Below are 22,943 nucleotides of genomic sequence, written 5' to 3' on the forward strand. Positions count from 1 at the left end.
CCACCATCTCCCGGGCCCCGTGGGCGAACCCCCCCCCCCGGTGATGGGGCCCGCCCCCGCGCACCACGGGCAAGCGGACGCGACCCCGGATGGTTTCTCACCGACATGGGGCTCGCCGGTGAAACCCGGCGAGCCCCTGTCGGTTCGGTGTCGAACGATCAGCTCTTGAAGGCGTCGACCAGCTTCTTGTAGAGGTCGGTGAAGCGCTTGCGCGCGGCCTTCTGCTCCGGGTTGAGGCCATCGGACGCCTCGGGGGAGTAGATCACCAGGTGGGCCTCATCGGTCGGATCGTCGGGCATCAGGTCGATGATCTGGGTGCCGCGGTTGTCGCCCGCCGGCATCCCGAAGTCGGTGTCCTTCAGCGCGTTGATCTCCTCGCGCGCGGCCGAGATCACGTCGGCGGCAACCTTTCCGGTCACCTGCTTGGGCGCGGTCTCGGGTTTACGGTCCTTGCTCACCGCGTCGGGCATGTGCACGGCCTTGCCGTCGGCGAACACCTGCAGGACCGGACGCAGGTCGGTGCGCTGTGACCAGCCGTCGGGGATCGTGGTCAGGCTCACCAACGGTAGTGGCGCCGGATCGGCATGGGCGAGTGCGCTCGCGCCGCTCAGGGCGAGAGCGCAGACGAGCAGTCCGGTCATGGTCGGGCGCATGGGTTCCCCTCGATCGAAAGACAGTGCCTGGTATCGCGTTCGAGGCGTCAGCGTATCCCGGGCGGGTTGTCGAGGTCACGCGCGGAATAGGTGTCGCACGCCTGCACCGACCCGGTCCGGTAGCCGACGAGGAACCACTTCTGTCGCTGTTCGGAGGATCCGTGGGTCCACGACTCGGGATTGACGCCGCGACCGGCCGAGCGCTGGATACGGTCGTCACCCACGGCATTGGCCGCCGACAGCGCGTCGCGAATGTCGTTGTCGGACAGGGGCTTCAGGAAGGGCTGTCCGCCGCCCGGTGAGGGCTGCTTGTCGGCGAAGTTGGCCCAGATACCGGCGTAGCAGTCGGCCTGCAGCTCGGTGCGGACCGCGCCCGAGGTCGCACCCTGCGGATCGCGCTGAGCCTTGCCGATATCGCCGAGCTGGTTCTGGATGTGGTGGCCGACCTCGTGCGCGACCACGTACTCCTGCGCCAGCGGTCCCGCGCTCGCGCCGAAGCGGTCGGTGAGTTCCTGGAAGAAGGCGGTGTCGAAATAGGCGGTCTGGTCGGCGGGGCAGTAGAACGGGCCGACATCACTGGTGGCGTTGCCGCAGCCGGTGCTCACGCCGCCGGTGAACAGCACCAGCTCGGGCTCCACGTACTGCTTGCCGGTCTGCTTGGGCAGCTGCACCGACCACACCGCGTCCAGGCTCTGCGCGGTGGCCACCACCCGGCAGTCGACGTACTTGTTCGCATCGGCGCCGGTCTTGCAGTGGGTCGGCGTTCCCGCGGTCCCCGGCTGTGCCTGCTGCCCGCTCTGCGCGCCGGTGAAGTTGCCGAGCACCGTCCCCGGATCGCCGCCGAGGAGCAACGTGATCACCAGCAGGATCAGACCGCCCGCGCCGCCGCCGAGGGCGAGTTTGCCGCCCATGCCGGGTCCGCCGCCCGACGAAGCCCGGCCGGGATCGATCTGCATACCTTCGTTGAAGGTCATCGCGGTACTCGCCTTCGCTCGGTTGTCCAGCTGTCTCACAGCGCGATTCACCGTCGGCGGGAGCGGCGACGGCGGACAGGTGTCACAAGCTTGACACGGTGAGGAAGATATCGGTTTTCATCCGGGCACCGTGTCTCACTACGATGGCAGTGCACGCGGTCATCTGCGCCGGTGCGACAAGTCCGTGAAAGTCTGTCGAAAGGAATACCGTGCTGCGCACCCACTTGGCTGGTTCGCTGCGAGGCGAGCACGCCGGTCAGACCGTCACCCTCACCGGCTGGGTGGCGAGGCGTCGTGACCACGGTGGTGTGACCTTCATCGATCTGCGCGACGCCTCGGGCGTCTCGCAGGTGGTCTTCCGCGAGGGCGAGGCGGCCGAGCAGGCCCACAAGCTGCGCGCGGAATACTGTGTGCAGGTCACCGGTGTGGTGGAACGGCGTCCCGACGGCAACGAGAACCCGGAGCTGCCGACCGGGCAGATCGAGGTCGACGCCAAGGAACTGGTCGTGCTCAACGAGAGCGCGCCGCTGCCGTTCCAGCTCGACGAGACCCCCGGCGACGAGGCCCGCCTCAAGTACCGCTACCTGGACCTGCGCCGCGAAGGCCCCGGCCACGCCATCCGCCTGCGCTCCAAGGTCAACGCCGCGGCTCGCGACGTGCTGGCCAACCATGACTTCGTCGAGGTCGAGACCCCGACGCTCACCCGCTCGACTCCCGAGGGCGCCCGCGACTTCCTGGTTCCCGCGCGCTTGCAGCCGGGTAGCTTCTACGCCCTGCCGCAGAGCCCGCAGCTGTTCAAGCAGCTGCTGATGGTCGGCGGCATCGAGCGGTACTACCAGATCGCGCGCTGCTACCGCGACGAGGACTTCCGCGCCGACCGTCAGCCCGAGTTCACCCAGCTCGACATCGAGATGAGCTTCGTGCGCCAGGAAGACGTGATCCTGCTGGCCGAGGACATCCTGACCTCGCTGTGGAAGCTGGTCGGCCACGAGATCGTCACCCCGATCCCGCACATGACCTACGCCGAGGCGATGCGGCGCTACGGCTCCGACAAGCCCGACCTGCGCTTCGGCGTGGAGATCACCGAGCTCACCGACTACTTCAAGGACACCACATTCCGCGTGTTCCAGTCGGAGTACGTCGGCGCGGTCGTGATGCCCGGTGGCGCGAGCCAGCCGCGACGTCAGCTCGACGCCTGGCAGGACTGGGCCAAGCAGCGCGGCGCCAAGGGCCTGGCCTACATCCTGATCAACGAAGACGGCACCCTGGGTGGCCCGGTCGCCAAGAACCTGACCGACGCCGAGCGCGACGGCTTGGCCAAGCAGGTCGGTGCCGAGCCGGGTGACTGCGTGTTCTTCGCGGCCGGTGCGGTGAAGTCGAGCCGTGCCTTGCTCGGTGCCGCCCGCGGCGAGATCGCCCGCAAGTGCGACCTCATCGACCCGAACGCCTGGGCCTTCGTCTGGATCGTCGACGCCCCGATGTTCGAGCCCACCGCCGACGCCACCGCCAGCGGCGACGTGGCCCTCGGCTACTCGGCCTGGACCGCGGTGCACCACGCCTTCACCTCGCCGAAGCCGGAGTCGATCGACACCTTCGACACCGACCCCGGTGCGGCGCTGGCCTACGCCTACGACATCGTCTGCAACGGCAACGAGATCGGCGGCGGTTCCATCCGTATCCACCGCCGCGACGTGCAGGAACGCGTGTTCAAGGTGATGGGCATCGACCACGCCGAGGCCCAGGAGAAGTTCGGCTTCCTGCTCGATGCCTTCTCCTTCGGCGCCCCGCCCATGGGCGGCATCGCCTTCGGCTGGGACCGCATCACCGCGCTGCTGGCGGGCGAGGACTCGATTCGCGAGGTGATCGCGTTCCCGAAGACCGGTGGCGGCGTCGACCCGCTCACCGACGCACCCGCGCAGATCACCGCGCAGCAGCGCAAGGAAGCGGGCATCGACGCCAAGCCCGAGGCCAAGGGCAAGGGCGACGCCGCCGACGCGCCGAAAGTTGTTGCGGCCGAGAAATAGCGGCCATCGGAGGTAGCCCGGTACCTTCTGGTCAGTTCCCGATCGCGACGGCGGGACCGATCAGGAGGACACCGGGTGCTACATCTGCGAGTGATCAGCCCGCCCGAGCAGACCGACGCCCTGGTGCGGGTGCTCGAACACGACGCCGGTGTCACTCATCTGACGGTGGCGCGCGGGATCGCCCTCGACCCGCCGGGCGATCTGGTCCAGGCCGATGTGGCGCGCGAGGCGGGCAACAAGGTCCTCGCCGATGTGAAGGCGCTCGGCATCGTTCACACCGGCGGGATCACGCTGGAACCGATCACGGCGGTGCTGTCCGACGCCGCCGATCGCGCGGTCCACGCCGCGCCGGGCGACCCGAGCGACGCGGTCGTCTGGGAGCAGCTGCTCAAGGAGACGCACGAGGAGTCCTCGCTCAACGCCACCTTTGTCGCGTTTCTGACGATCGCCTGTCTGCTGGCCTCGATCGGTGTGGCGACCAACTCGCCGGTCACCATTGTCGGCGCGATGGTGGTGGGTCCGGAGTTCGGGCCGCTGGCAGCGCTGTCGGTCGCGCTGGTACGCCGTAACTGGCGGCTGGCCCGGCGTTCAGTACTCGCGCTCGCCGTGGCCTTCCCGGTGGCGATGGTGATCACGCTCGGCGCGACCCTGGTGTGGCAGCAGCTGGGCTGGATCACCACCAAGGGTGTCATCGACGCGCACAATGTCGACTTCATCTACGAGGTGGGGCCGTTCTCGCTGGTCGTGGCGCTGCTCGCCGGTGCGGCAGGGATGCTGTCGCTGGTCACCGCGAAGTCGGCGGCCCTGATCGGGGTGTTCATCTCGGTCACCACCGTGCCTGCCGCGGGCTACGCGGTGGTGGCGGCGACGATCGGTCAGTGGCATCGCGCGTTCGAATCGGTCGGTCAGCTCGCGGTGAACCTGCTCGGCATCGTCGTGGCCGGGGTGATCGTCCTCGAGTTGCGACCCCGGGCGGGGGACACCGACGGTCCGGTCGGGCGATTCAAGCGGGCCATCGGCATGCGGTCCGCACTCGACCGCTGACCTCAGACGCGGGCGACCGGTCCTGCCGTCAGCATCCGGTAGGAGTAGGTGACCGCGATGACGCACACCGGCCCCGCGACGAACAGGCCGAGCCCGCACAGTATCGCGCCGACGAGGGTGACCAGCGTGATGGTGAGCGCCAGCAGCAGCGCCGCCCACAGGTTCGCCAGCACCAGTTGCGCGCTCGCCTTGATCGCTTCCACCGGACCGTAGTCCTGATCGATCACGAAGTGCATCGAGAACATGCACAGGAACCCGGCGACGATGCCGGGCAGCAGGCACAGCGTCGACGCGAGCAGCGTGACGGTGAAAGCGAGCAGCGAGGTGAGCAGGACATTGCCCGCGTTCACGAACCGGAAGTACGACCCGAAAGCCGGTGGGTATCCGTCGGTTTCGTAGAGCGCGCCGCGCACCATCGCCGCCTGCAGCAGCCACAGTGCGACGATCACCATCAGGAACAGCAACAGCACGCTGAACGGCGATGTCGGTTCGACGATCTGGACCACGGCGACGAAGCCGAGATAGATCAGCACGCCCACCGCGGTGACGCCGAGCCACGGACCCGGATTGGCTCGGAATCGTTCCCAGCCGTAGCTCAGCGAACGGCCGATATCGAGGGCTTGTGCTCCCGAATGGTAGTAACCGGGCGTCTGCCCGCCACCGCCCTGCGACACGCCGGATGCGGGGTATACCGGATTCTCCGGTTTCGCCTGGGGGACCGCGTAACCGGAGCCCGTGCCCGCGGGCCCGTACTGCGGTGTGGGCCCGCCGCGTCCGGCAATCGGTGGCGGCGGCTCGACCGGCTCCTGCCCGTACTGGGCGGCGCCGGGCCCCTCGAATTGCGGATAGCCTGCGCCACCGGCCATTCCGTGCCTGCTCGGCCCCGGACCGGGAGCCGGTGGCTGCCCGGTGCCCTCATGTCGGCCCGTCGGGCCGGCGAACTGTCCGCCACCGCCCGGAACAGGCGACCCGCCCGGCGAATCGCTCGATGCGGCGTACGGAGTGTCGGTCACTGTGATAGACCTTTCGACTCAACCGGTTTGCGGTGTGGCGCACAGCAGTTCACGATGAGAAAACCCGAAGACCGGCTGATGTGTCAAGCGAACAGGCACACACGCGCAACCTCGGCGCCAACACGCCGAGCGACGCGGAAAGGTTGTCCAACCGCTCGCTAGAAGTGACCGGGTACGAGTAGCTTGAGAGGCGATGACCGCACTATTGGCCGAACGCGCCGCCGACGTCGTGTCCGCAGCACAACAGTTGCTCACAAAGCGAATGGGTGCTCCGGTAAAGCTGAGTGATCCGATGGAGCTCAGCGGCAGTGGTAGGACGACAGTCCTACGCGTGCGTGTTGCGGAAAACGCATTTTCGTTGCCGCGCACCCTGATCGTGAAGCAGGTGCGCGGTTCCAGTCCTGACCGCCGCACCGGTGGTCTGGCGCCCGGCGTCGCCAGCATCGACGCCGCGTTCCTGCGCGAGGCGGTGTCCTACCAGTTCACCACCGCGCTGAGTCGCGAACAGCGCCCCGGAGCCTTCCTGATCGCCCACAGCGTTCCCGACCGGCTCCTCGTGCTGTCGGACCTCGGCGAGAACGCCTTACTCACCTCGGTGCTGCAGGCACGTGTCGAGCCGGGCACCCGCAACTCGCTGATGGCGTTCGCGCAGGCGCTCGGCCGGATGCACGCCGCGACCGTCGGCCGCGAACCCGACTTCGTCGCCCTGATGCGCCGGGTCGACTCGGCGCATCGTGTCGACGGGATCGCCCAGCAGGCGCAGGCCGCCATCGCCGAGGTCCCGGGTCTGCTCGAAGCCGAGTTCGGCATCGAGGTGCCCGGGGAGATCGCCGAACGCATCGTGCACGGCAACCGCCTGTTCACCGGCGGCCGCTATCGCGCGTTCAGCCCGTCGGACCTGTGCCCCGACAACGTGATCATGAACGAGGAAGGCGCGCGGTTCCTCGACTACGAATGGGGCGGTTTCCGCGACGCCACCCTCGACATCGCCTACGCGCTGGTCTCCTTCCCCGGCTGCCTGTGCGATTTCGAACTCTCGCGCAGCCGTGCCAAGGAGATGGTCGAGGCCTGGCGTTCGGCCGTGGTCGGTGTGTGGCCGTCGCTGGCCGACGACACCGTTCTGGCCGAACGAATCCTCGAGGCCCGGCTGATCTGGGTCTGGCTGTCGACGTACTGGTTCCTGCCCGCCGACCACGCCCGCATCGCCACCGCGCGTGAGCACGGGCTGTCGGTGCCGCGCTCGGAGGCACTGATCAACCGGTGGTCGGCGCTGGCCGAGGACGCGAGGATGACCGGCGACGACGCGGTCGGCGACTTCGCCGAACAGGTCTCGGCGATGCTCGAAGAGCGCTGGTCGGAGTAGCGCCGCCGAGCGGGCTCCCCATTTCCCGGCGCGACACGAGTACCGTCGGCAGGGATCTGAGGAGTTGGGAGCAGCCGTGCCGATACCGGTCACCGTCACAGTCGTCCGCAAGCAGTGGTTGACCCCGCACCTGGTGCGGGTGGTCGGCACGGTCTCGGACGGATTCAGCCCTAACGGGTTCACCGATGCCTACGTGAAGTTGATCTTTCCGGCGCCGGGCGTCGACTACCCCGAGCCGTTCGATCTCGACACCGTGCGCGCGACGCTGGGCCCGGAGAGCCAGCCCGTGCTGCGCACCTACACCGTGCGGTCCTTCGATCCGCAACGGCGCGAGATCAGCATCGACTTCGTGGTGCACGGCGACGAAGGCATCGCCGGGCCTTGGGCGCGCTCGGTGGAGCCGGGCGCGCGGTTCTGGTTGAACGGACCCGGCGGTGCGTTCGCGCCCGACCCGGCGGCCGACTGGTACCTGTTCGCCGGCGACGAGTCGGCGCTGCCCGCCATCGCGGCCGCGGTCGAGGCACTACCCGCCGGTGTGCCCGCCCTGGTGTTCGTCGAGGTGGGCGGCACCGAAGACGAGATCGCCCTCGACTCGCCCGCCGACCTGCGCCTGCACTGGGTGCATCGCGGGGTGTCCTCGGACCGGATCACCGACGACCTCGCCGGGGCGCACTCGCCACTGGTGGCCGCGGTGCGCGCGGCCGAGTGGCTGCCGGGTCAGGTTCAGGCGTTCGTGCACGGGGAGGCCGAGGCCGTGATGCGGCAGCTGCGCCCCTACCTGCGTAAGGAACGTGACGTCGCGCCGAAATGGCTCTCGATCTCGGGGTATTGGCGGCGCGGCCGCACCGAGGAGGGCTTCCGCGAGTGGAAGCGGGAGCTGGCGGCCGAAGGCGCCTGACCCGGAGTTGCCCTGTGCCGGTCAGCTCGTCAGCGCGACGAGTTTGCCACGCAGATGGGCGCGTTCGACCGCGTTGTCGGTGAGCAGCAACGCCGACTCGTAGGCGGCGATCGCCTCCTCGGTGCGCCCGAGATCGGTGAGGAAAGCGGCGCGGGCGGCGTCGAGATAGCCGTAGGTCGCCAGCGCCGGTTCCGCGCCGAGCGGATCCAGTAGGGCCAGCGCCTGTGCCGGATCGCCGGCGAGGCCGACCGCGATGGCGTGATTGAGCAGCGCGACCGGCGACGCCGAATCGCGCAGCAACAGCCGATACAGGCCGATGATCTCTCGCCAGTCGGTGTCGGCCCACGTGGGCGCCTCGTCGTGGACGGCGGCGATCGCGGCCTGCAAGGTATACCGGTCGGTATGTGGCAGAGCGTGTTTCACCAGCGCGATGCCCTCGACGATGGCCGCGCGGTCCCAGCGCTCGCGGTCCTGGTATTCGAGCGTGCACAGATTGCCGTCGTCGTCGACGCGCGCTGCCCGGCGGGCGTCGGTCAGCAGGATCAGCGCCAGCAGCCCGGTCACGGACGGGTCGTCGGGGACCAGCGCGTGCATCATCCTGGCCAGCTGCAGCGACCGGTCGACGAGATCGGCACGGACCAGCACCTCACCCGCCGGCGCGGTATGGCCGGTGGTGAACAGCAGATGGATCACCGCGCAGATGGAATCGAGGCGCTGCGGCAGTTCCCGCACCGAGGGCACCCGATACGGGATGGCCGCGACCGCGACCTTCTTCTTGGCTCGGGTGATGCGCGCGGCCATCGTCGACTCGCTCACCAGGAACGCGCGAGCCACCTCGGCGGTGGTGACACCGCAGACCAGCCGCAGGGTCAGCGCGACCTGGGCCTGTGGTGCGAGCGCGGGGTGACAGCAGGTGCTGATCAGCCGCAACCGGTCGTCGGGGATCGCAGGGTCGTCCAGGTCGGCCAGCGCCAGATCGGCGGTGTCGGCGACCGGCTCGTCGACGACGAGCTGGGGCAGCGCCCGCCGGAACGTGCTGTCGCGGCGTAGCAGGTCGAGGCCCCGGCGTCGCGCCACCGTCGTCAGCCAGGCGCCGGGCTTGGCCGGGACACCGTCGCTCGCCCACACGGTGAGGGCCGTCGCGTAGGCATCCTGGACGCATTCTTCGGCGAGGTCGAAATCGCGGACCAGCCGCACCGTCGCGGCGAGCACGAAGGCCCATTCACGACGGTGCGCCTGCTCGACGGCCGCGGCCGCCACCGTGGTCACGACTGTGGGTAGACCTGGATCGGGCGAACCTCGACGCCACCGGTGGGGGCAGGCACCTGCGCGGCGATCGCGATCGCGGCATCCAGGTCGGGCGCCTCCAGCAAGTAGTAGCCGCCGAGCGCTTCCTTCGCCTCGGCGAACGGCCCGTCGGTGATGACGACCTCGCCGTTGGCGTCGTGGCGGATCGTGGTGGCGGTCGCGGTGGGCTGCAACGCCTGCCCACCGAGATTGGCGTCACCGGCGATCTGCTGGAAGGTGCGATGCGCGGCGAGCATGTCGTCGAACTCGGCGGGGGAGTACGCGGCGTAGGCGGCTTCGTCGCCGTAGATCAGGACCAGGTACTGGCTCATGATGTGCTCCTTCGGGTGTGGGCTGCCCGCTCGTCGGGTGCCGTACTCACTCGACGAGCGGCCACGGGTGTAATCGACAACCCTGTCCGAAGAATTGTGCGCCGATTTCCGCGGCGTCGCGGCGAACCCCGGTCAGGGCATCGGAGCCGGCCGCGGTTCGAGCCGACCGCCCGCCGGAACGGCGAACGACGCGCCGTGGCGCACGCCCGTCGCGGGATCGGTGACATCGGCGACGTAGAACCAGTCCATCTGCGTCTGCGTCGCGGTCACCTCGAGCACGCCGAAACCGTGTGAGTCGAGCTCGACGTAACGCAGGTGGTGGTTGGCCGCCTTGATGGCCTCTTCCGCCGGTACCGACGCGGTCCGGGCGGGCATCTTGAGCAGGTCGCCGACACTCGAGGAGGTGACCGACGGGATCACGAACTCCGCGCCGACAGTCGGTCCGCCCGGGTAGTTCGCGGCGTTCACCGGCAGGTCGGCGGCCCAGGAGGTGTGGATGTCGCCGGTGAGGAACACGACGTCGCCCACTTCGTTGTCGGCGATCGCCCGGAACAGCGTGGTGCGGTCGGCGGTGTAGCCGTCCCACTGGTCGCCGTTGACGGTGATGCCGCCCTGCGGAATGCCGAGTGCCTCGGTGATCGCCTGGGTGGTGGCCGCTTCCAGCGGCGGGAACACCAGCGGCGCGACCATCACCGAATTGCCGACCAGCTTCCAGCGGGTGGGGGAGGAGGTGAGTCCCGCGGTGAGCCACTCCATCTGGGCGCGGCCGGTGATGGTGCGCGACGGGTCGTCGGCGTGCCGCCAGCCCCCACCCGGCCCCGCCTCCTCGTCACGGTAGGTGCGCAGATCCAGCATCGACAGTTCCGCCAGCGTGCCGAATCGCAGGCGGCGGTAGATCTGCACCTGGCCGTCGGCGCGCGTGGCGCGCACCGGCATCCACTCCAGGTAGGCGCGGGTGGACGCGGCCTTACGGTCGGCCCAGGGGCCTTCGGTGGCGGGGTCGTGGTTCTCCGCGCCCTCGCGCCAGGAGTTGTCGGCCGACTCGTGGTCGTCCCAGGTGCAGATGAACGGCACTCCCGCGTGCAGGGCCATCAGGTCGGGATCGGTCTTGTACTGGCCGTGGCGGGTGCGGTAGTCGGTGAGGGTGACGATCTCGTTCGCCGGGTCGTGTGCGCGGACCGCGCCGTTGCGGCCGGTGTACTTGCCACGGCCGTACTCGTAGATGTAGTCGCCGAGGTGCACGATCGCGTCGAGATCGGTGCGCGCGGCCAGGTGCCGGTAGGAGCCGAACCAGCCTGCTTCCCAGTTGGCGCAGGAGACCAGGCCGAGGCGGAGGCGGTCGACCTCGCTGTCCGGTGCGGGCGCTGTTCTGGTGCGGCCGACGGGTGAGGTCTCGCCGAGCGCGGTGAAACGGTAGAAGTAGTCCTGACCGGGGGTGAGGCCGGTCGCGTCGACCTTGACGGTGTGGTCGGTGTCGGCCGAGGCGGTGACGGTGCCGGATGCGGCGAGCGTGCCGAAGCCGGCGTCGGTGGCGATCTCCCAGCGCACCGCTGCCGCGTCGCCGAGGCCGGAACCGGGAGCGGCGTCCTCGGCGACCGTGACCCGGGTCCACAGGATGACCGCGCTCGGTAGCGGATCGCCGGACGCGACGCCGTGCCGGAAGACAGCACCCGCGGCGTGCGCGGGCGCCGCGGTGCCCAGCACCGCGACCGCCGCGACCGCCGTGGAACCGGCGAACAGGGTGCGGCGGGCGAACCCGACCGGCTGGGAGGTTACGGCGCTGTTGTTTTCGACCACGATCAGCGATCACAGCCCACGAAACGCTCCGGCGCAAGTCGACCCGAGGATTGTTGGTCAACTGTCCATCTGCGTGGAAGGTCCTGGTCGATCTGCGGGGGTCGGTTGGTGCGCTTCGCAGTACATGTCCGAGGGCCTCGGTACCCTGCACAACGTGAGCGACAGCCTTTTCGACGTGCCCGGTGGCGAACACGCGTCCGCCGACTCCGGCGCCGACGCGGCGTTCCGGCGCGACTCCGGCGCGCCGCTCGCCGTTCGCATGCGCCCGGCGAACCTGGACGAGGTGATCGGCCAGACGCATCTGCTCGGTCCCGGGTCTCCGCTGCGCCGGCTCGTCGAAGGGTCCGGTGCGGCATCGGTGCTGCTCTACGGGCCGCCCGGCACCGGAAAGACCACGCTGGCCTCGTTGCTCTCGCAAGCCACCGGCCGTCGATTCGAAGCGCTGTCGGCGCTGTCGGCCGGCGTGAAGGAGGTGCGGGCGGTGATCGACCTCGCCCGGCGCAGGCTCGCCGCGGGCGAGCAGACCGTGCTGTTCATCGACGAGATCCATCGCTTCTCCAAGACCCAGCAGGACGCGCTGCTGGCCGCCGTCGAGAACCGGGTCGTGTTGCTGGTCGGCGCGACCACCGAGAACCCCTCGTTCTCCGTCGTGTCCCCGTTGCTGTCGCGCTCGCTCGTCCTGCAACTGCAACCGCTCACTCCCGACGACATCCGCGCGGTCCTCGCCCGCGCGATCAGCGACCCGCGCGGTCTCGCCGACGCCTACACCGTCAGCGACGAGGCGATCGAGCACATCGTGCGGATCGCGGGCGGCGACGCTCGCCGCGCGCTCACCGCCTTGGAGGCGTCGGCCGAGTCGGCGACCGAGGGCGCCGTCGACCTGGAAACGGTCGAGGCGACCGTCGACAAGGCCGCCGTCCGCTACGACCGCGCGGGCGACCAGCACTACGACGTGATCAGCGCGTTCATCAAGTCCATTCGCGGCTCCGATGTCGACGCCGCCGTGCACTATCTGGCGCGCATGCTCGCCGCGGGCGAGGACCCCCGCTTCATCGCGCGCCGCTTGATGATCCACGCGAGCGAGGACATCGGCATGGCCGACCCGATGGCCCTGCAGACCGCGACCGCGGCCGCCCAGGTCGTCCAGCAGGTCGGCCTCCCCGAATGCAAACTCGCCCTGGCGCAGGCCACCATCCATCTCGCGACCGCCCCGAAATCCGGTGCGGTGACCACCGCGATCGGCACGGCGATGGCCGATGTCTCGCGCGGCAAGGCCGGTGCCGTGCCGCCGTACCTGCGCGACGGTCACTACGCGGGCGCCGCCCTGCTGGGCAACGCCCAGGGCTACAAGTTCCCGCACAAGTACCGCGAGGGCGTCGTGGCCCAGCAGTACCCACCCGACGAACTGGTCGGCACCGACTACTACCTGCCCACCGACCACGGCAACGAACGCACGATCGCCCCGCGTCTGGAAAAGTTGCGCCGCATCATCCGCGGCAAGTGAGGCGGGGTGCGGTCAGTCGAGCGTGAACGGAGCGGCGCCACCGACCGACCACACCCTGCGCAGTCGCCCGCCGACCGCTTCGAAGATGTCGATCCCGCCGTGCGCGGGAATGTCGTCGTGCGCTGAATGCCAACGGACGGCGAATGTTCCGGTGCCGGTGGCATCGAGACCGCCGGCCGCGTCGGAATCGACGACGAACCCGACGTCCGGTCGCTGTGCCCGATATTCGGTGACGAACGAGGCGAACGCCGCGGGCCCGCGCAGCGCGTCGGTGATGTCGCGGGTCGGCGAGGCGAACCGGATGCTGAAGTCGTCGGTGAGCAACGCCGTCGCGACTGCGGTGCTGCCGTTCCACAGCTCGGTCCAGGTCGCGGCGAGCTGATCGGCGGTGACGGTCGTGGTTGTCATGGACTGCTCCTTCGAGTCGGGCCGCGGCGGGTGCGGCGGCCTGCGCCATCCAGAATTCAGTCGTTGCGCGACAACGGTGTGTCGGTGATCGCGGTCACATCGATGAGCGTGCCGAAGCCCGTCGGGATCGTCGACAGGTCCACCTCGCGTTCGGGACTCGCCTCGTCCAGTACGTACGCGGCGAGCACCCGATCGAGTCGAAATCCCCGCAGTCCCGTCCGCATCCGGCACCAGGCGTACAGAAACCACTCGTCGCCCGCCAGGAAGGCCAGCGGTTCCACTTCCCGCGAAGTGGTCACGCCCTCGCGGTCGGCGTAGTCCAAGCGCAGCACCCGCCGCCGGATCACCGCGTCGAGAATCGCGGGCGAGACCGCTCTCGCCGGATCCACCGGCAGCAACCGGATCCGCTCCACCAGTGCGGTAGCGCGCACCCGGTCCTGTTCGGGCAGCACCGCCACGATCTTGTGTACCGCCGAAGCCGCCGCCGCGGCGAACGGCGTACCGGCCAACCGTGGCAACGCCACCGCGAGGGCAGTGGCCTCGGCCGTCGTCAGACTCACCGGAGCGAGCGTCCGATGCCGATCGAGCGCGTACCCGCCCGCGCGCCCGGGCACGGTCATGATCGGCACCCCGGCCTGGGCCAATGCGGCAAGATCGCGTTCGATCGTGCGGGTCGACACCTCGAAGCGGGCCGCGAGTTGCCGGGCGGTCCGCGGCCGCGGGCTGTAGGCCCGCAGTTCCTCGGCGAGTGCGTAGAGCCGCTCGGTTTTCGTCACGGCGCGATTGTCGTCGATCCGCCGTCTCAGCGGCGTGGCGTGGACCACCCCGGTCGATTCAAAACAACGCGCACCGGCCCGGTAGGCTGGGTATTTGTGCAGACCCACGAGATTCGACGACGGTTCCTGGACCATTTCGTCCGTGCCGGACACACCGAGGTCCCCAGTGCTTCGCTGATCCTGGCCGACCCCAACCTGTTGTTCGTCAACGCAGGCATGGTCCAGTTCGTTCCGTATTTCCTCGGTCAGCAGACCCCGCCGTACGCCACCGCGACCAGCGTGCAGAAGTGCGTGCGCACCCTCGACATCGAGAACGTCGGCATCACCACCCGCCACAACACGTTCTTCCAGATGGCGGGCAACTTCAGCTTCGGCGACTACTTCAAGCGTGAAGCCATCACGCTGGCCTGGACGTTGCTCACCGACAGCGTCGAGGACGGCGGCTACGGTTTCGATCCCGAGCGCCTATGGGTCACCGTCTACCTCGACGACGACGAGGCCGAGCGGATGTGGCTCGAGATGGGCGTGCCCGCCGACCGCATCCAGCGTCGCGGCATGGCCGACAACTACTGGTCGATGGGCATCCCCGGCCCGTGTGGCCCGTGTTCGGAGATCTACTACGACCGCGGCCCCGAATACGGCGTCGAGGGCGGCCCCGAGGCCGACGAGGACCGCTACATCGAGATCTGGAATCTCGTGTTCATGCAGAACGAGCGCGGCGCCGGCATCTCCAAGGACAACTTCGAGATCCTCGGCCCGCTGCCCAAGCAGAACATCGACACCGGCATGGGCGTCGAGCGGGTCGCGTTCCTGCTCCAGGGCGTGGACAACGTCTACGAGACCGACCTGATGCGCCCGATCATCGACAAGGCCGAGGAACTCACCGGCCGCTCCTACGGCGTCGACCACACCGACGACGTGCGCTTCCGTGTGATCGCCGACCACGCCCGTACCGCCGCGATGCTCATCGCCGACGGCGTGAACCCCGGCAACGACGGCCGCGGGTATGTGCTGCGCCGCCTGCTGCGCCGCATCGTGCGTTCGGCACGCCTGCTCGGCGCCGAGAAGCCGGTGATGGCCGAGCTGATCAAGGTCGTCACCGACCTGATGGCGCCGTCCTACCCCGAGCTGGCCACCGACTTCTCGCGCATCGAGACCGTGTCGGTCGGCGAGGAGATGGCGTTCCTCAAGACCCTCAACACCGGCGAGACCCTGTTCGACAACGCCGCCACCGCGGTGAAGTCCAAGGGCGGCAAGCAGATCACCGGCTCCGACGCGTTCGCCCTGCACGACACCTACGGCTTCCCGATCGACCTCACTCTCGAAATGGCCGCCGAGGCGGGCCTGTCCGTGGACGAGGACGGTTTCCGCTCGCTCATGGCCGAGCAGCGCAAGCGCGCCAAGGACGACGCCCAGGCTCGCAAGCACGCCCACGCCGACCTCACCGTCTACAAGGAACTGGTCGACCGTGGCGCCACCGAGTTCACCGGGTTCGACGAGCTGACCTCCGAGGCCACTGTGCTGGCCCTGATCGCCGACGGCGTGCGCGTCCCGGTGGCCACGGCAGGCCAGGACATCGAGGTCATCCTCGATCGCAGCCCGATGTACGCCGAGTCCGGCGGTCAGATCGCCGACCGCGGCACCATCACCGCCTCGGGTCTGAAGCTGCAGGTCAACGACGTGCAGAAGATCGCCAAGAAGGTCTGGGTGCACAAGGCCACCGTCGAGTCGGGCCAGCTCACCGAGGGCGATGTCGTGCTCGCGCAAGCGGATCCGGCCTGGCGTCGCGGCGCCACCCAGGGCCACTCCGGCACGCACATGGTGCACGCCGCGCTGCGCCAGATCCTCGGCCCCAACGCCGTGCAGGCGGGTTCGCTGAACAAGCCGGGCTACCTGCGGTTCGACTTCAACTGGCAGGGCGCGCTGTCGGAGCAGCAGAAGGCCGATATCGAGGCCGTCTCCAATGACGCTGTCGGCGCGAACTTCCCGGTGAACACCTTCGTCACCGATCTGCCCAACGCCAAGAAGATGGGCGCGATGGCGCTGTTCGGCGAGAACTACGGCGACGAGGTGCGCGTCGTGGAGATCGGCGGGCCGTTCTCGATGGAGCTGTGCGGCGGCACCCACGTGGAGCACTCCTCGCAGATCGGCCCGATCACCCTGCTGGGTGAGGCCTCGGTCGGTTCCGGGGTGCGTCGCATCGAGGCCTTCGTCGGCCTCGACTCCTACAGGTACCTGGCCAAGGAGCGGGCGCTGCTGGCCGGTGTCGCGTCGTCGCTGAAGGTGCCCTCCGACGAGGTGCCAGGGCGCGTGGAGCAGCTCGTGGAGCGGCTCAAGGTGGCCGAGAAGGAACTGGAGCGCACCAAGATCGCCGCGGTGCTGTCGTCGGCGGGCACATTCGCCGAGCAGGCCGAGCGGGTCGGGTCGGTGCGTCTGGTGGCCGCCGCGGCGCCCGAGGGCGTGTCGGCCGGTGACCTGCGGACGCTGGCCACCGATATCCGTGGCCGTCTCGGCAGCGAGGCCGCCGTGGTCGTGCTGCTCGGCAACGTCGAGGGCAAGGCGCCGTTCGTGGTGACCGTGAACAAGGCCGCCCAGGATCTCGGCTTCAAGTCCGGCGATCTGGTCGCGGCCTTCGGGCCGAGTATCGCCGGGCGTGGTGGCGGCAAGCCGGAGATGGCGCAGGGCGCGGGCTCGGATCCGTCGGGCATCCCGGCCGGTTTGACCGCGGTCCGTGCCCGGGTGGCCGAACTCGCCGGCTGATGACCACCCCTGGTTCGTCCAGCGAGGAATCCGCCGACCGCCCCGACCCGGAGACCGACCCGGGCCGGGGCCGCCGGATCGCGATCGACGTCGGTAGCGTGCGCATCGGCGTCGCCTCGAGCGACCCGGACGGCATCCTCGCCACCCCCGTCGAGACCGTCGCGCGCGCCAAATCCGGTGGGCGAGCGGGCCCACCCGCCGATATCGCAAGAATTGCCGACATTGTGCGGGAATACGAAGCGGTCGAGGTGATCATCGGTCTGCCACGCACGTTGCGCGGCGAAAACGGCACCGCCGCCGCCATCGCGCGTAAGTTTGCCAAGCAGTTGCGCCGGGTGATCGACCCGATTCCGATACGCCTTTCCGACGAACGTTTGACTACGGTGTCTGCTGCACGTGCGCTGCGCGACAGTGGAGTTCGCGCACGTGGCCAGCGGCAGATGATCGATCAGGCGGCAGCCGTGTCGATTCTGCAAGGATGGTTGGACGAGCGGAGTTCGGTGTTGAAGGACGCAGCAGATACGGCGAGGGTCGGAGACGATGCATGACCGACCGATGGACCAGAGCCGAGGAACGCTACCGGGCACGGGAAGCTGATCGGCGCTACCCCCGCCGCGACGACTGGGGGCTCGATCCCCGCACCGTGCGCGAGGACGCGGCGCCGGATCGCGGCGAGTGGGACGAGGACGGCACCGACGTCATCCCGCGCTACGAGGACGAGGTCTACGACGACCAGATCCTGGACGACGTTCTCGAACCGGAACCCGAGCCGGAGCCGGTCGTTGCGCCGCGTCGCGTCGGGCAGCGCGCCCCGACGGCCGAGCGTGGCCGTCCTCGCGCGGGGTCCGGCCGGAACAAGCCGCCCGGCCGGAACAAGCCGTCGGGACGCGCCAAATCACGGATCGCCTCGCGGAAGGCGGCCGAGCGCAAGAAGCGCCGCCGCAATATGTGGGTGATCGCGGCCGTGTTCGTCGTGCTGGTCGTCTCCGCCGCCGGTTTCGCCGGGTACAAACTGATGGGCAGTCTCGCGCCCGCCGAGGATTTCGCGGGCCCGCCCGGCGAACTCGTGGTGGTCCAGGTGCATTCCGGTGACACCGCCACTCAGATCGCCGACACCATGAAGGAAAAGGGTGTCGTCGCCAGTTCGGAAGCGTTCTACGAAGCGGCCGTGCGCAATTCGAACATGAACAGCGTGCAGCCCGGGTATTACGCGGTCCAGAAGAACAGCCCCGCCGCACACGCGGTGACCTCGCTGGTGTCGAAGGGCTCGCGCGTCGGCAACGTCGTGATCTCGGAGGGGCGTCAGCTGCACAACCGGCGCGACGTCCACACCGGCGCCCCCACGGAAGGCATCTACACCAAGATCGCCGCCGCCAGTTGCCTCGGCGCCGGTTCCGCCGCCAAGTGCGTCACCTACGAGCAACTCGATGCCGCCGGCGCCAGTGCCGACCTGGCCGCTCTCGGCGTGCCCGACTGGGCCAAGGCGTCGGTCGCGGCCGCCCCCGACCGGCGCAGGCAGCTCGACGGGCTGATCTCCGCGGGCACCCTGGATTTCGATCCCAGCGGCGGGGCGGTGCAGATCCTGCGTCAGCTGATCACCGCGAGCGCGGCGCTCTACGAATCCACCGGGTTGTTGCGTTCGGGCGCCGAAACCCAGCTCAATCCTTATCAGACGTTGATCGCGGCGTCGTTGGTCGAACGCGAAGCGCTGGCGCCGGACATGCCGAAGGTCGCGCGGGTCATCGTCAACCGGTTGCGGATCGACCAGCCGTTGCAGTTCGACTCGACGGTGAACTATTCGCTGGAGGAGACCGAGGTCGCCACCACCGACTCCGACCGCAACACCGTCACGCCGTGGAACACCTACGCGATGTCGGGCCTGCCCGCCAATCCGATCTCCGCACCCTCGCTCAAAGCCCTGCAGGCGATGGAGAATCCGGAGCCGGGGAAGTGGCTGTACTTCGTCACGATCGACAAGAAGGGCACCACCCTGTTCACCGAGAGCTACTCCGAGCACCTGCGCAATATCGTGAAGGCCGAGCAGAGCGGCATTCTCGACAGTGGGCGCTGAGATGGGTCGCAAGGCCGCTGTCCTCGGTCAGCCGATCGCGCATTCGCGCTCGCCCCAGCTGCACCTGGCCGCTTACCGCGCGCTGGGCCTCGACTGGAGTTACGAGCGGATCGAATGCGACGCCGCGCGGCTGCCCGGGCTGGTCGGTGAGCTGGGCCCGGAATGGGTCGGGCTGTCGGTGACGATGCCGGGCAAGGAAGCGGCGCTGGCGGTGGCCGCCGAGCGCACCGAGCGCGCGGTGCTGGTCGGCTCGGCCAATACCCTCGTGCGCGTCGATGCCGGGTGGTCGGCGGACTGCACCGATGTCGACGGCGTACTCGGTGCGCTGCGCGGTGGTGGTGTCTCGACGATCGACGAGGCTGTCGTGCTCGGTGCCGGCGGAACGGCCAGGCCCGCGTTGCTTGCCCTGTCCGAACTCGGGGCGAAGAAGGTCACGGTGATCGCCCGTGATGCCGGACGGGCGCGCAGCGCACTGGAATTGGCGGACCGTCTCGGCCTGCGGGCCACGGTCGTGCCGCTGGACGGGGAGCAGGTGCGCGCGGTGTGCGCGTCGGCCGGAGCGGTGGTGAGCACGGTGCCCGCCGAGGCGGCCGCAGTGATCGCATCAGATGTAGCCGTGGCACCGGTCGTGCTCGACGCGATCTACAACCCGTGGCCGACCCCCCTCGCAACGGCGGTCGAGGCCGCCGGGCACACGGTGGTCAGCGGCCTGCAGATGTTGCTGAATCAGGCATATGGACAGGTCGAACTGTTCACCGGTCAGCCTGCGCCGCGCGCGGCGATGGCCGCGGCGCTGGAAGCGTCCCTTCCCCAGCAGTAGGCGACGGCTCCGGTGGCTGGCGCCGAGTGCGTGCTGGATCCTCGACGTCACCGACCGATCCGTCGAATTGACACCGGTTCTAGTTTTGGCCCGCTAAGGTGTTCTTCATGACCGCTTGGGTGTTACGAGCCACCGTCCTCGGCGCGCTGGTCGTCGCCCTGCGCGTTTTGCTCGGCCTCGCCATGGCCTCCTGGCCCACGTACGGGACCTTCTGGCGCGCGGCCTGCCTGCTCGCCATCGTCGCAGTGGTTGTCGTCTGGGGCGTGCGCGACGGCCGCACGCGCGCCGACGGACTCACCGTCCGCTGGTTGGCTGCCGGGTTCGGCGCGGGCCTGGCCAGCTCGGCCGTGTGCTGGGTCCTCGATCAGGTGCCCGGAATCGAACTCGGCGACGCCGGGATCCTCTACGAACTGACCTCCGCGGCCTCGTTCATCCTGCTGCTGATCTTCCTGCCCGCGCTGGCGGGTATCGCCTTCGGCTACGCACGGTCGCGCCGTTCGAGCGAATCCGCCACCGGCGCCGCGGAACCCGAATTCGCCACCGCGAACTGAGCGGAGTCGTTCTCTCCGGAACGGCACCGGCCGGGAGGCAGACCCTCCGCCCCTGTTCGCGCCCCACCATGGTGTCGGGGCGCGAACAGGGGCCAGAGTTCGGATCTCAGAGCATGATCGGCGACGTGCCCGGGGTGGTGTCGCGGGCGATGGCCGAGTAGGCGGCGGCCAGCAGCGACGGATCAGGGCCCTCGAGTCGGCCGGGCTTGGCCAGACCGTCCAGGATCACGAAACGCAGCACACCGGATCGGGTCTTCTTGTCGGTTTGCATCGCGTCCATCAGGTGGGGGAGCGCATCGCCGTCGTAGGAGACGGGCAGGCCGACGCTTTCCAGGATGGTGCGGTGCCGATCGGCGGTGGCGTCGTCGAGACGGCCGGCCAGTCGGCCGAGTTCGGCGGCGAAGACCAAGCCGACGGACACCGCGGCGCCGTGACGCCAGCGGTAGCGCTCGCGGCGCTCCACAGCGTGGCCGAGGGTGTGGCCGTAGTTCAGGATCTCGCGCAGGCTCGATTCCTTGAGGTCGGCGGCGACCACGTCGGCCTTGACCTGGATGGCGCGGCGGATCAGTTCGGGCAGCACATCGCCGGTGGGGTCGAGGGCAGCCTCGGGATCGGCCTCGATGAGATCGAGGATCACCGGGTCGGCGATGAAACCGGCCTTGATGATCTCGGCCATGCCCGCCACGATCTCGTTGCGCGGCACCGTTTCCAGGGTCGCGAGGTCGACCAGCACGGCGCTGGGCTCGTGGAAGCTGCCCACGAGGTTCTTGCCCGCCTCGGTGTTGATGCCGGTCTTGCCGCCGACCGCGGCGTCGACCATCGCCAGCAGCGTGGTCGGCACGTGCACGATGCGCACCCCGCGCATCCAGGTGGCGGCGACGAAGCCTGCCAGGTCGGTGGCGGCGCCGCCACCGAGACTCACGATGGCGTCGTTACGGGTCAGGCCGATCCGGCCGAGCACCTCCCAGCAGAACCCGGCCACGGCCAGTTCCTTGCCGTCCTCGGCGTCGGGGATCTCGATGCGATGCGCGTCGATCCCGGTGTCGGCCAGTGCTTTACGCACCGCCTCGGCGGTTTCGGCCAGCGGCGGCTGATGGAAGATCGCCACGGTCCGCACGGCGTTGCCCGCGTTGACCGCTTCGACGAGATCGCCGAGCAGCCCGCGGCCGATGATCACCGGGTACGGGTCGGCGGTGCGAACCTGGATGATGTTCGGCTCTGTCACGTGCGCTGCTCCGATTCTTTCTGGTCATTGTTATTGCGTCGCCCGCCGCGTCGTCGCGGTTGCCCGCGTCGTCGACGTTCGTTGGCGGCGGTCCCACGATCCGCGTCACCGGATGGTCCGGCCCGCTGCACCTGTTGTGGTGCCCCGGTCCGGCTTTCCGCCGAAGGATCTGCGGTGGTCGTACTCGACGGTCCGGCCGACTCGCCACCGCGCTGGCCGGCCCGCGTCGGGGCACCTGCCTCGCGGCTCGCCGCCCGCCTGCCGCGACCGGCATTGCGACCGGCCGCCTGGCTTCCCGCGACCGAGCTGCGGCCGCCTACTCGACTACCCGGCGTGCTGCGGTTGCCCGCCCGACCCCCGGCGCCGGCAGCGCGGTTGCCTGGCTGGCTTGCGTCGGTAGTGCGGTTGCCCGGCGGGCTTTCGGCTGTACCCGCGCGGCCCTCTGATTTCGAGCTCGCGCGGCTCTCCGGGCCCTCGGCCACCGTGCCGCCGGTTTCCCGGGTGGCAACGGTGGTTGCCGGCCGGATCCGCGCACCGCCTCGGCGCGACCTGCTACGCCGGGACCGTCGACCGGCGGTCGTGCGTGACTCACTCTGCGCCGCACCCGTTGTGCGGGTGGCGCCGGTGGTGTCGTCGACTGCCGTCCGATCGGTCGCGGATTGTGTTGCCCCCGAACGGTTCCGATCATCCGGGGCGTCGCGGCGTTCGACGGCCGCCACACCCGTCTGGTCGGCACCGCTTCGGCGCGCGGCGGCGGCGCGCGCCCTGGCACGTCGCCGGTTCTTGGACCGATTGCTGCCCGTTCCGGGCCTGCCGGTGACCGAACCCGAAGCGGGCGAGGTGTTTCCGGCGTTCACACGGGGAGACGGCAGATCGGTGCGCACCGATTCGAGACCGAGCTTGGTCAGGATCATCCGCACCACCCGACCAGGACTCCGCCCGTCGGTCCGCACACGCACGGAGGCGATCTCGCGGTAGAGCGGGCGACGCTCGCGCATCAGATCCCGATACTTGGCTGCGGGGTCGACTCCGTTGAGCAGTGGACGGGTACTGCTGGCGCCGGTGCGCCGAACCCCTTCGGACACACTGATTTCCAGGTAGACCACGAGAGCGTCCCGCAGCAGGTCCCTGGTCCGTTCGGACAGCACCGAACCGCCGCCGAGGGAAACCACGCCGTCGTGCTCGAGCACGGCGCGGCGCACCACCTGTTCCTCGATCCGGCGGAACTCCGTCTCACCGTCGGTGGCGAAGATATCGGGAATCGTGCGGCCGGTATCGGCCTCGATGCCCGCGTCGGTGTCGTAGAGCTCCACCCCGAGTTCCCTGGCCAGCTTGCGCCCGATGGTCGACTTCCCCGAGCCGGGCAACCCGACCAGTACCACGCGTGCCGCCGGCGCGGTCCGGTCGTCACCGCCGGTGTCAGGAGCTCCGGGCTCGACGATC

Annotated in this window: 19 protein-coding genes and 1 pseudogene; 10 read left to right on the top strand and 10 right to left on the bottom strand. The window is 69.4% G+C overall.

Annotation, left to right across the window (positions count from 1 at the left end):
* Positions 1-158: 158 nt before the first annotated feature.
* Both ACFTS5_RS02985 and ACFTS5_RS02990 read right to left on the bottom strand, forming a co-directional pair.
* On the bottom strand, positions 159-653 hold the full coding sequence (locus ACFTS5_RS02985) for a hypothetical protein (RefSeq protein WP_378626956.1): 495 nt from the start codon (positions 651-653) through the stop codon (positions 159-161).
* A gap of 47 nt (positions 654-700) precedes the next feature.
* The gene (locus ACFTS5_RS02990) at positions 701-1,627 is read right to left on the bottom strand and encodes a neutral zinc metallopeptidase (protein WP_378626957.1); all 927 of its coding nucleotides are present in this window, start codon (positions 1,625-1,627) and stop codon (positions 701-703) included.
* A 209-nt stretch (positions 1,628-1,836) separates the two neighbouring features.
* On the opposite strand from ACFTS5_RS02990, the gene aspS reads away from it, so the two are divergent.
* The gene (gene aspS, locus ACFTS5_RS02995) at positions 1,837-3,651 is read left to right on the top strand and encodes an aspartate--tRNA ligase (RefSeq protein WP_378626959.1); all 1,815 of its coding nucleotides are present in this window, start codon (positions 1,837-1,839) and stop codon (positions 3,649-3,651) included.
* A 75-nt stretch (positions 3,652-3,726) separates the two neighbouring features.
* Positions 3,727-4,695, top strand: coding sequence for a DUF389 domain-containing protein (locus ACFTS5_RS03000; RefSeq protein ID WP_378626960.1), 969 nt, complete (start codon positions 3,727-3,729; stop codon positions 4,693-4,695).
* A 2-nt stretch (positions 4,696-4,697) separates the two neighbouring features.
* Here ACFTS5_RS03000 and ACFTS5_RS03005 read toward each other — a convergent pair whose 3' ends face one another.
* Complete coding sequence (locus tag ACFTS5_RS03005; RefSeq protein ID WP_378626961.1) at positions 4,698-5,708, bottom strand: hypothetical protein; 1,011 nt, start codon at positions 5,706-5,708, stop codon at positions 4,698-4,700.
* A 193-nt stretch (positions 5,709-5,901) separates the two neighbouring features.
* On the opposite strand from ACFTS5_RS03005, the gene ACFTS5_RS03010 reads away from it, so the two are divergent.
* Both ACFTS5_RS03010 and ACFTS5_RS03015 read left to right on the top strand, forming a co-directional pair.
* Complete coding sequence (locus tag ACFTS5_RS03010) at positions 5,902-7,071, top strand: phosphotransferase family protein (RefSeq protein ID WP_378626962.1); 1,170 nt, start codon at positions 5,902-5,904, stop codon at positions 7,069-7,071.
* 76 nt (positions 7,072-7,147) lie between these two features.
* The gene (locus ACFTS5_RS03015) at positions 7,148-7,969 is read left to right on the top strand and encodes a siderophore-interacting protein (protein WP_378626963.1); all 822 of its coding nucleotides are present in this window, start codon (positions 7,148-7,150) and stop codon (positions 7,967-7,969) included.
* Positions 7,970-7,990: 21 nt separating this feature from the next.
* On the opposite strand, the gene ACFTS5_RS03020 is transcribed toward ACFTS5_RS03015, so the two are convergent.
* The 3 genes from ACFTS5_RS03020 to ACFTS5_RS03030 all read right to left on the bottom strand — a co-directional run bounded on the left by ACFTS5_RS03020 (position 7,991) and on the right by ACFTS5_RS03030 (position 11,385).
* Complete coding sequence (locus ACFTS5_RS03020) at positions 7,991-9,238, bottom strand: RNA polymerase sigma factor (RefSeq protein WP_378626964.1); 1,248 nt, start codon at positions 9,236-9,238, stop codon at positions 7,991-7,993.
* Positions 9,235-9,588: a YciI family protein gene (locus tag ACFTS5_RS03025; protein WP_378626966.1), complete on the bottom strand. Its 354-nt coding sequence runs from the start codon at positions 9,586-9,588 to the stop codon at positions 9,235-9,237. Before ACFTS5_RS03025 ends, ACFTS5_RS03020 begins: the two co-directional genes overlap by 4 nt.
* A gap of 132 nt (positions 9,589-9,720) precedes the next feature.
* Positions 9,721-11,385, bottom strand: a complete 1,665-nt coding sequence (locus tag ACFTS5_RS03030) for an alkaline phosphatase D family protein (RefSeq protein WP_378626967.1) — start codon at positions 11,383-11,385, stop codon at positions 9,721-9,723.
* A gap of 154 nt (positions 11,386-11,539) precedes the next feature.
* On the opposite strand from ACFTS5_RS03030, the gene ACFTS5_RS03035 reads away from it, so the two are divergent.
* A complete protein-coding gene (locus ACFTS5_RS03035; RefSeq protein ID WP_378626969.1) occupies positions 11,540-12,889 on the top strand; it encodes a replication-associated recombination protein A in 1,350 nt (449 codons plus the stop codon).
* A gap of 12 nt (positions 12,890-12,901) precedes the next feature.
* Here ACFTS5_RS03035 and ACFTS5_RS03040 read toward each other — a convergent pair whose 3' ends face one another.
* Both ACFTS5_RS03040 and ACFTS5_RS03045 read right to left on the bottom strand, forming a co-directional pair.
* Positions 12,902-13,297 (bottom strand): hypothetical protein, encoded by a 396-nt coding sequence (locus ACFTS5_RS03040; RefSeq protein ID WP_378626970.1) that lies wholly within the window; start codon positions 13,295-13,297, stop codon positions 12,902-12,904.
* Between the two features lie 56 nt (positions 13,298-13,353).
* The gene (locus ACFTS5_RS03045; RefSeq protein WP_378626971.1) at positions 13,354-14,073 is read right to left on the bottom strand and encodes a helix-turn-helix transcriptional regulator; all 720 of its coding nucleotides are present in this window, start codon (positions 14,071-14,073) and stop codon (positions 13,354-13,356) included.
* A 96-nt stretch (positions 14,074-14,169) separates the two neighbouring features.
* On the opposite strand from ACFTS5_RS03045, the gene alaS reads away from it, so the two are divergent.
* From alaS to ACFTS5_RS03070, 5 genes are all read left to right on the top strand, one after another.
* Positions 14,170-16,833: an alanine--tRNA ligase gene (gene alaS, locus ACFTS5_RS03050; RefSeq protein ID WP_378626972.1), complete on the top strand. Its 2,664-nt coding sequence runs from the start codon at positions 14,170-14,172 to the stop codon at positions 16,831-16,833.
* Positions 16,833-17,381 carry a Holliday junction resolvase RuvX gene (ruvX, locus tag ACFTS5_RS03055; protein ID WP_378626973.1) on the top strand — a complete coding sequence of 183 codons (549 nt, stop codon included), beginning with the start codon at positions 16,833-16,835 and terminating at the stop codon, positions 17,379-17,381. The genes alaS and ruvX overlap by 1 nt, the downstream gene beginning before the upstream one ends.
* On the top strand, positions 17,378-18,904 hold the full coding sequence (gene mltG / locus ACFTS5_RS03060) for an endolytic transglycosylase MltG (RefSeq protein ID WP_378626974.1): 1,527 nt from the start codon (positions 17,378-17,380) through the stop codon (positions 18,902-18,904). The genes ruvX and mltG overlap by 4 nt, the downstream gene beginning before the upstream one ends.
* Position 18,905: 1 nt before the next feature.
* On the top strand, positions 18,906-19,724 hold the full coding sequence (locus tag ACFTS5_RS03065) for a shikimate dehydrogenase (RefSeq protein ID WP_378626975.1): 819 nt from the start codon (positions 18,906-18,908) through the stop codon (positions 19,722-19,724).
* Between the two features lie 107 nt (positions 19,725-19,831).
* Entirely contained in the window at positions 19,832-20,275 is a 444-nt protein-coding gene (locus ACFTS5_RS03070) for a B-4DMT family transporter (RefSeq protein WP_378626976.1), read from the top strand.
* Between the two features lie 106 nt (positions 20,276-20,381).
* Here the strand turns inward: ACFTS5_RS03070 and aroB are convergent, their stop codons facing one another.
* The gene (gene aroB / locus ACFTS5_RS03075; RefSeq protein ID WP_101467074.1) at positions 20,382-21,500 is read right to left on the bottom strand and encodes a 3-dehydroquinate synthase; all 1,119 of its coding nucleotides are present in this window, start codon (positions 21,498-21,500) and stop codon (positions 20,382-20,384) included.
* 884 nt (positions 21,501-22,384) lie between these two features.
* Positions 22,385-22,882, bottom strand: a pseudogene (locus ACFTS5_RS03080) (shikimate kinase); the annotation flags it as partial.
* Positions 22,883-22,943 lie beyond the last annotated feature (61 nt).

Source organism: Nocardia sp. NPDC056952, assembly GCF_042674185.1.
Classification (GTDB): Bacteria; Actinomycetota; Actinomycetes; order Mycobacteriales; family Mycobacteriaceae; genus Nocardia.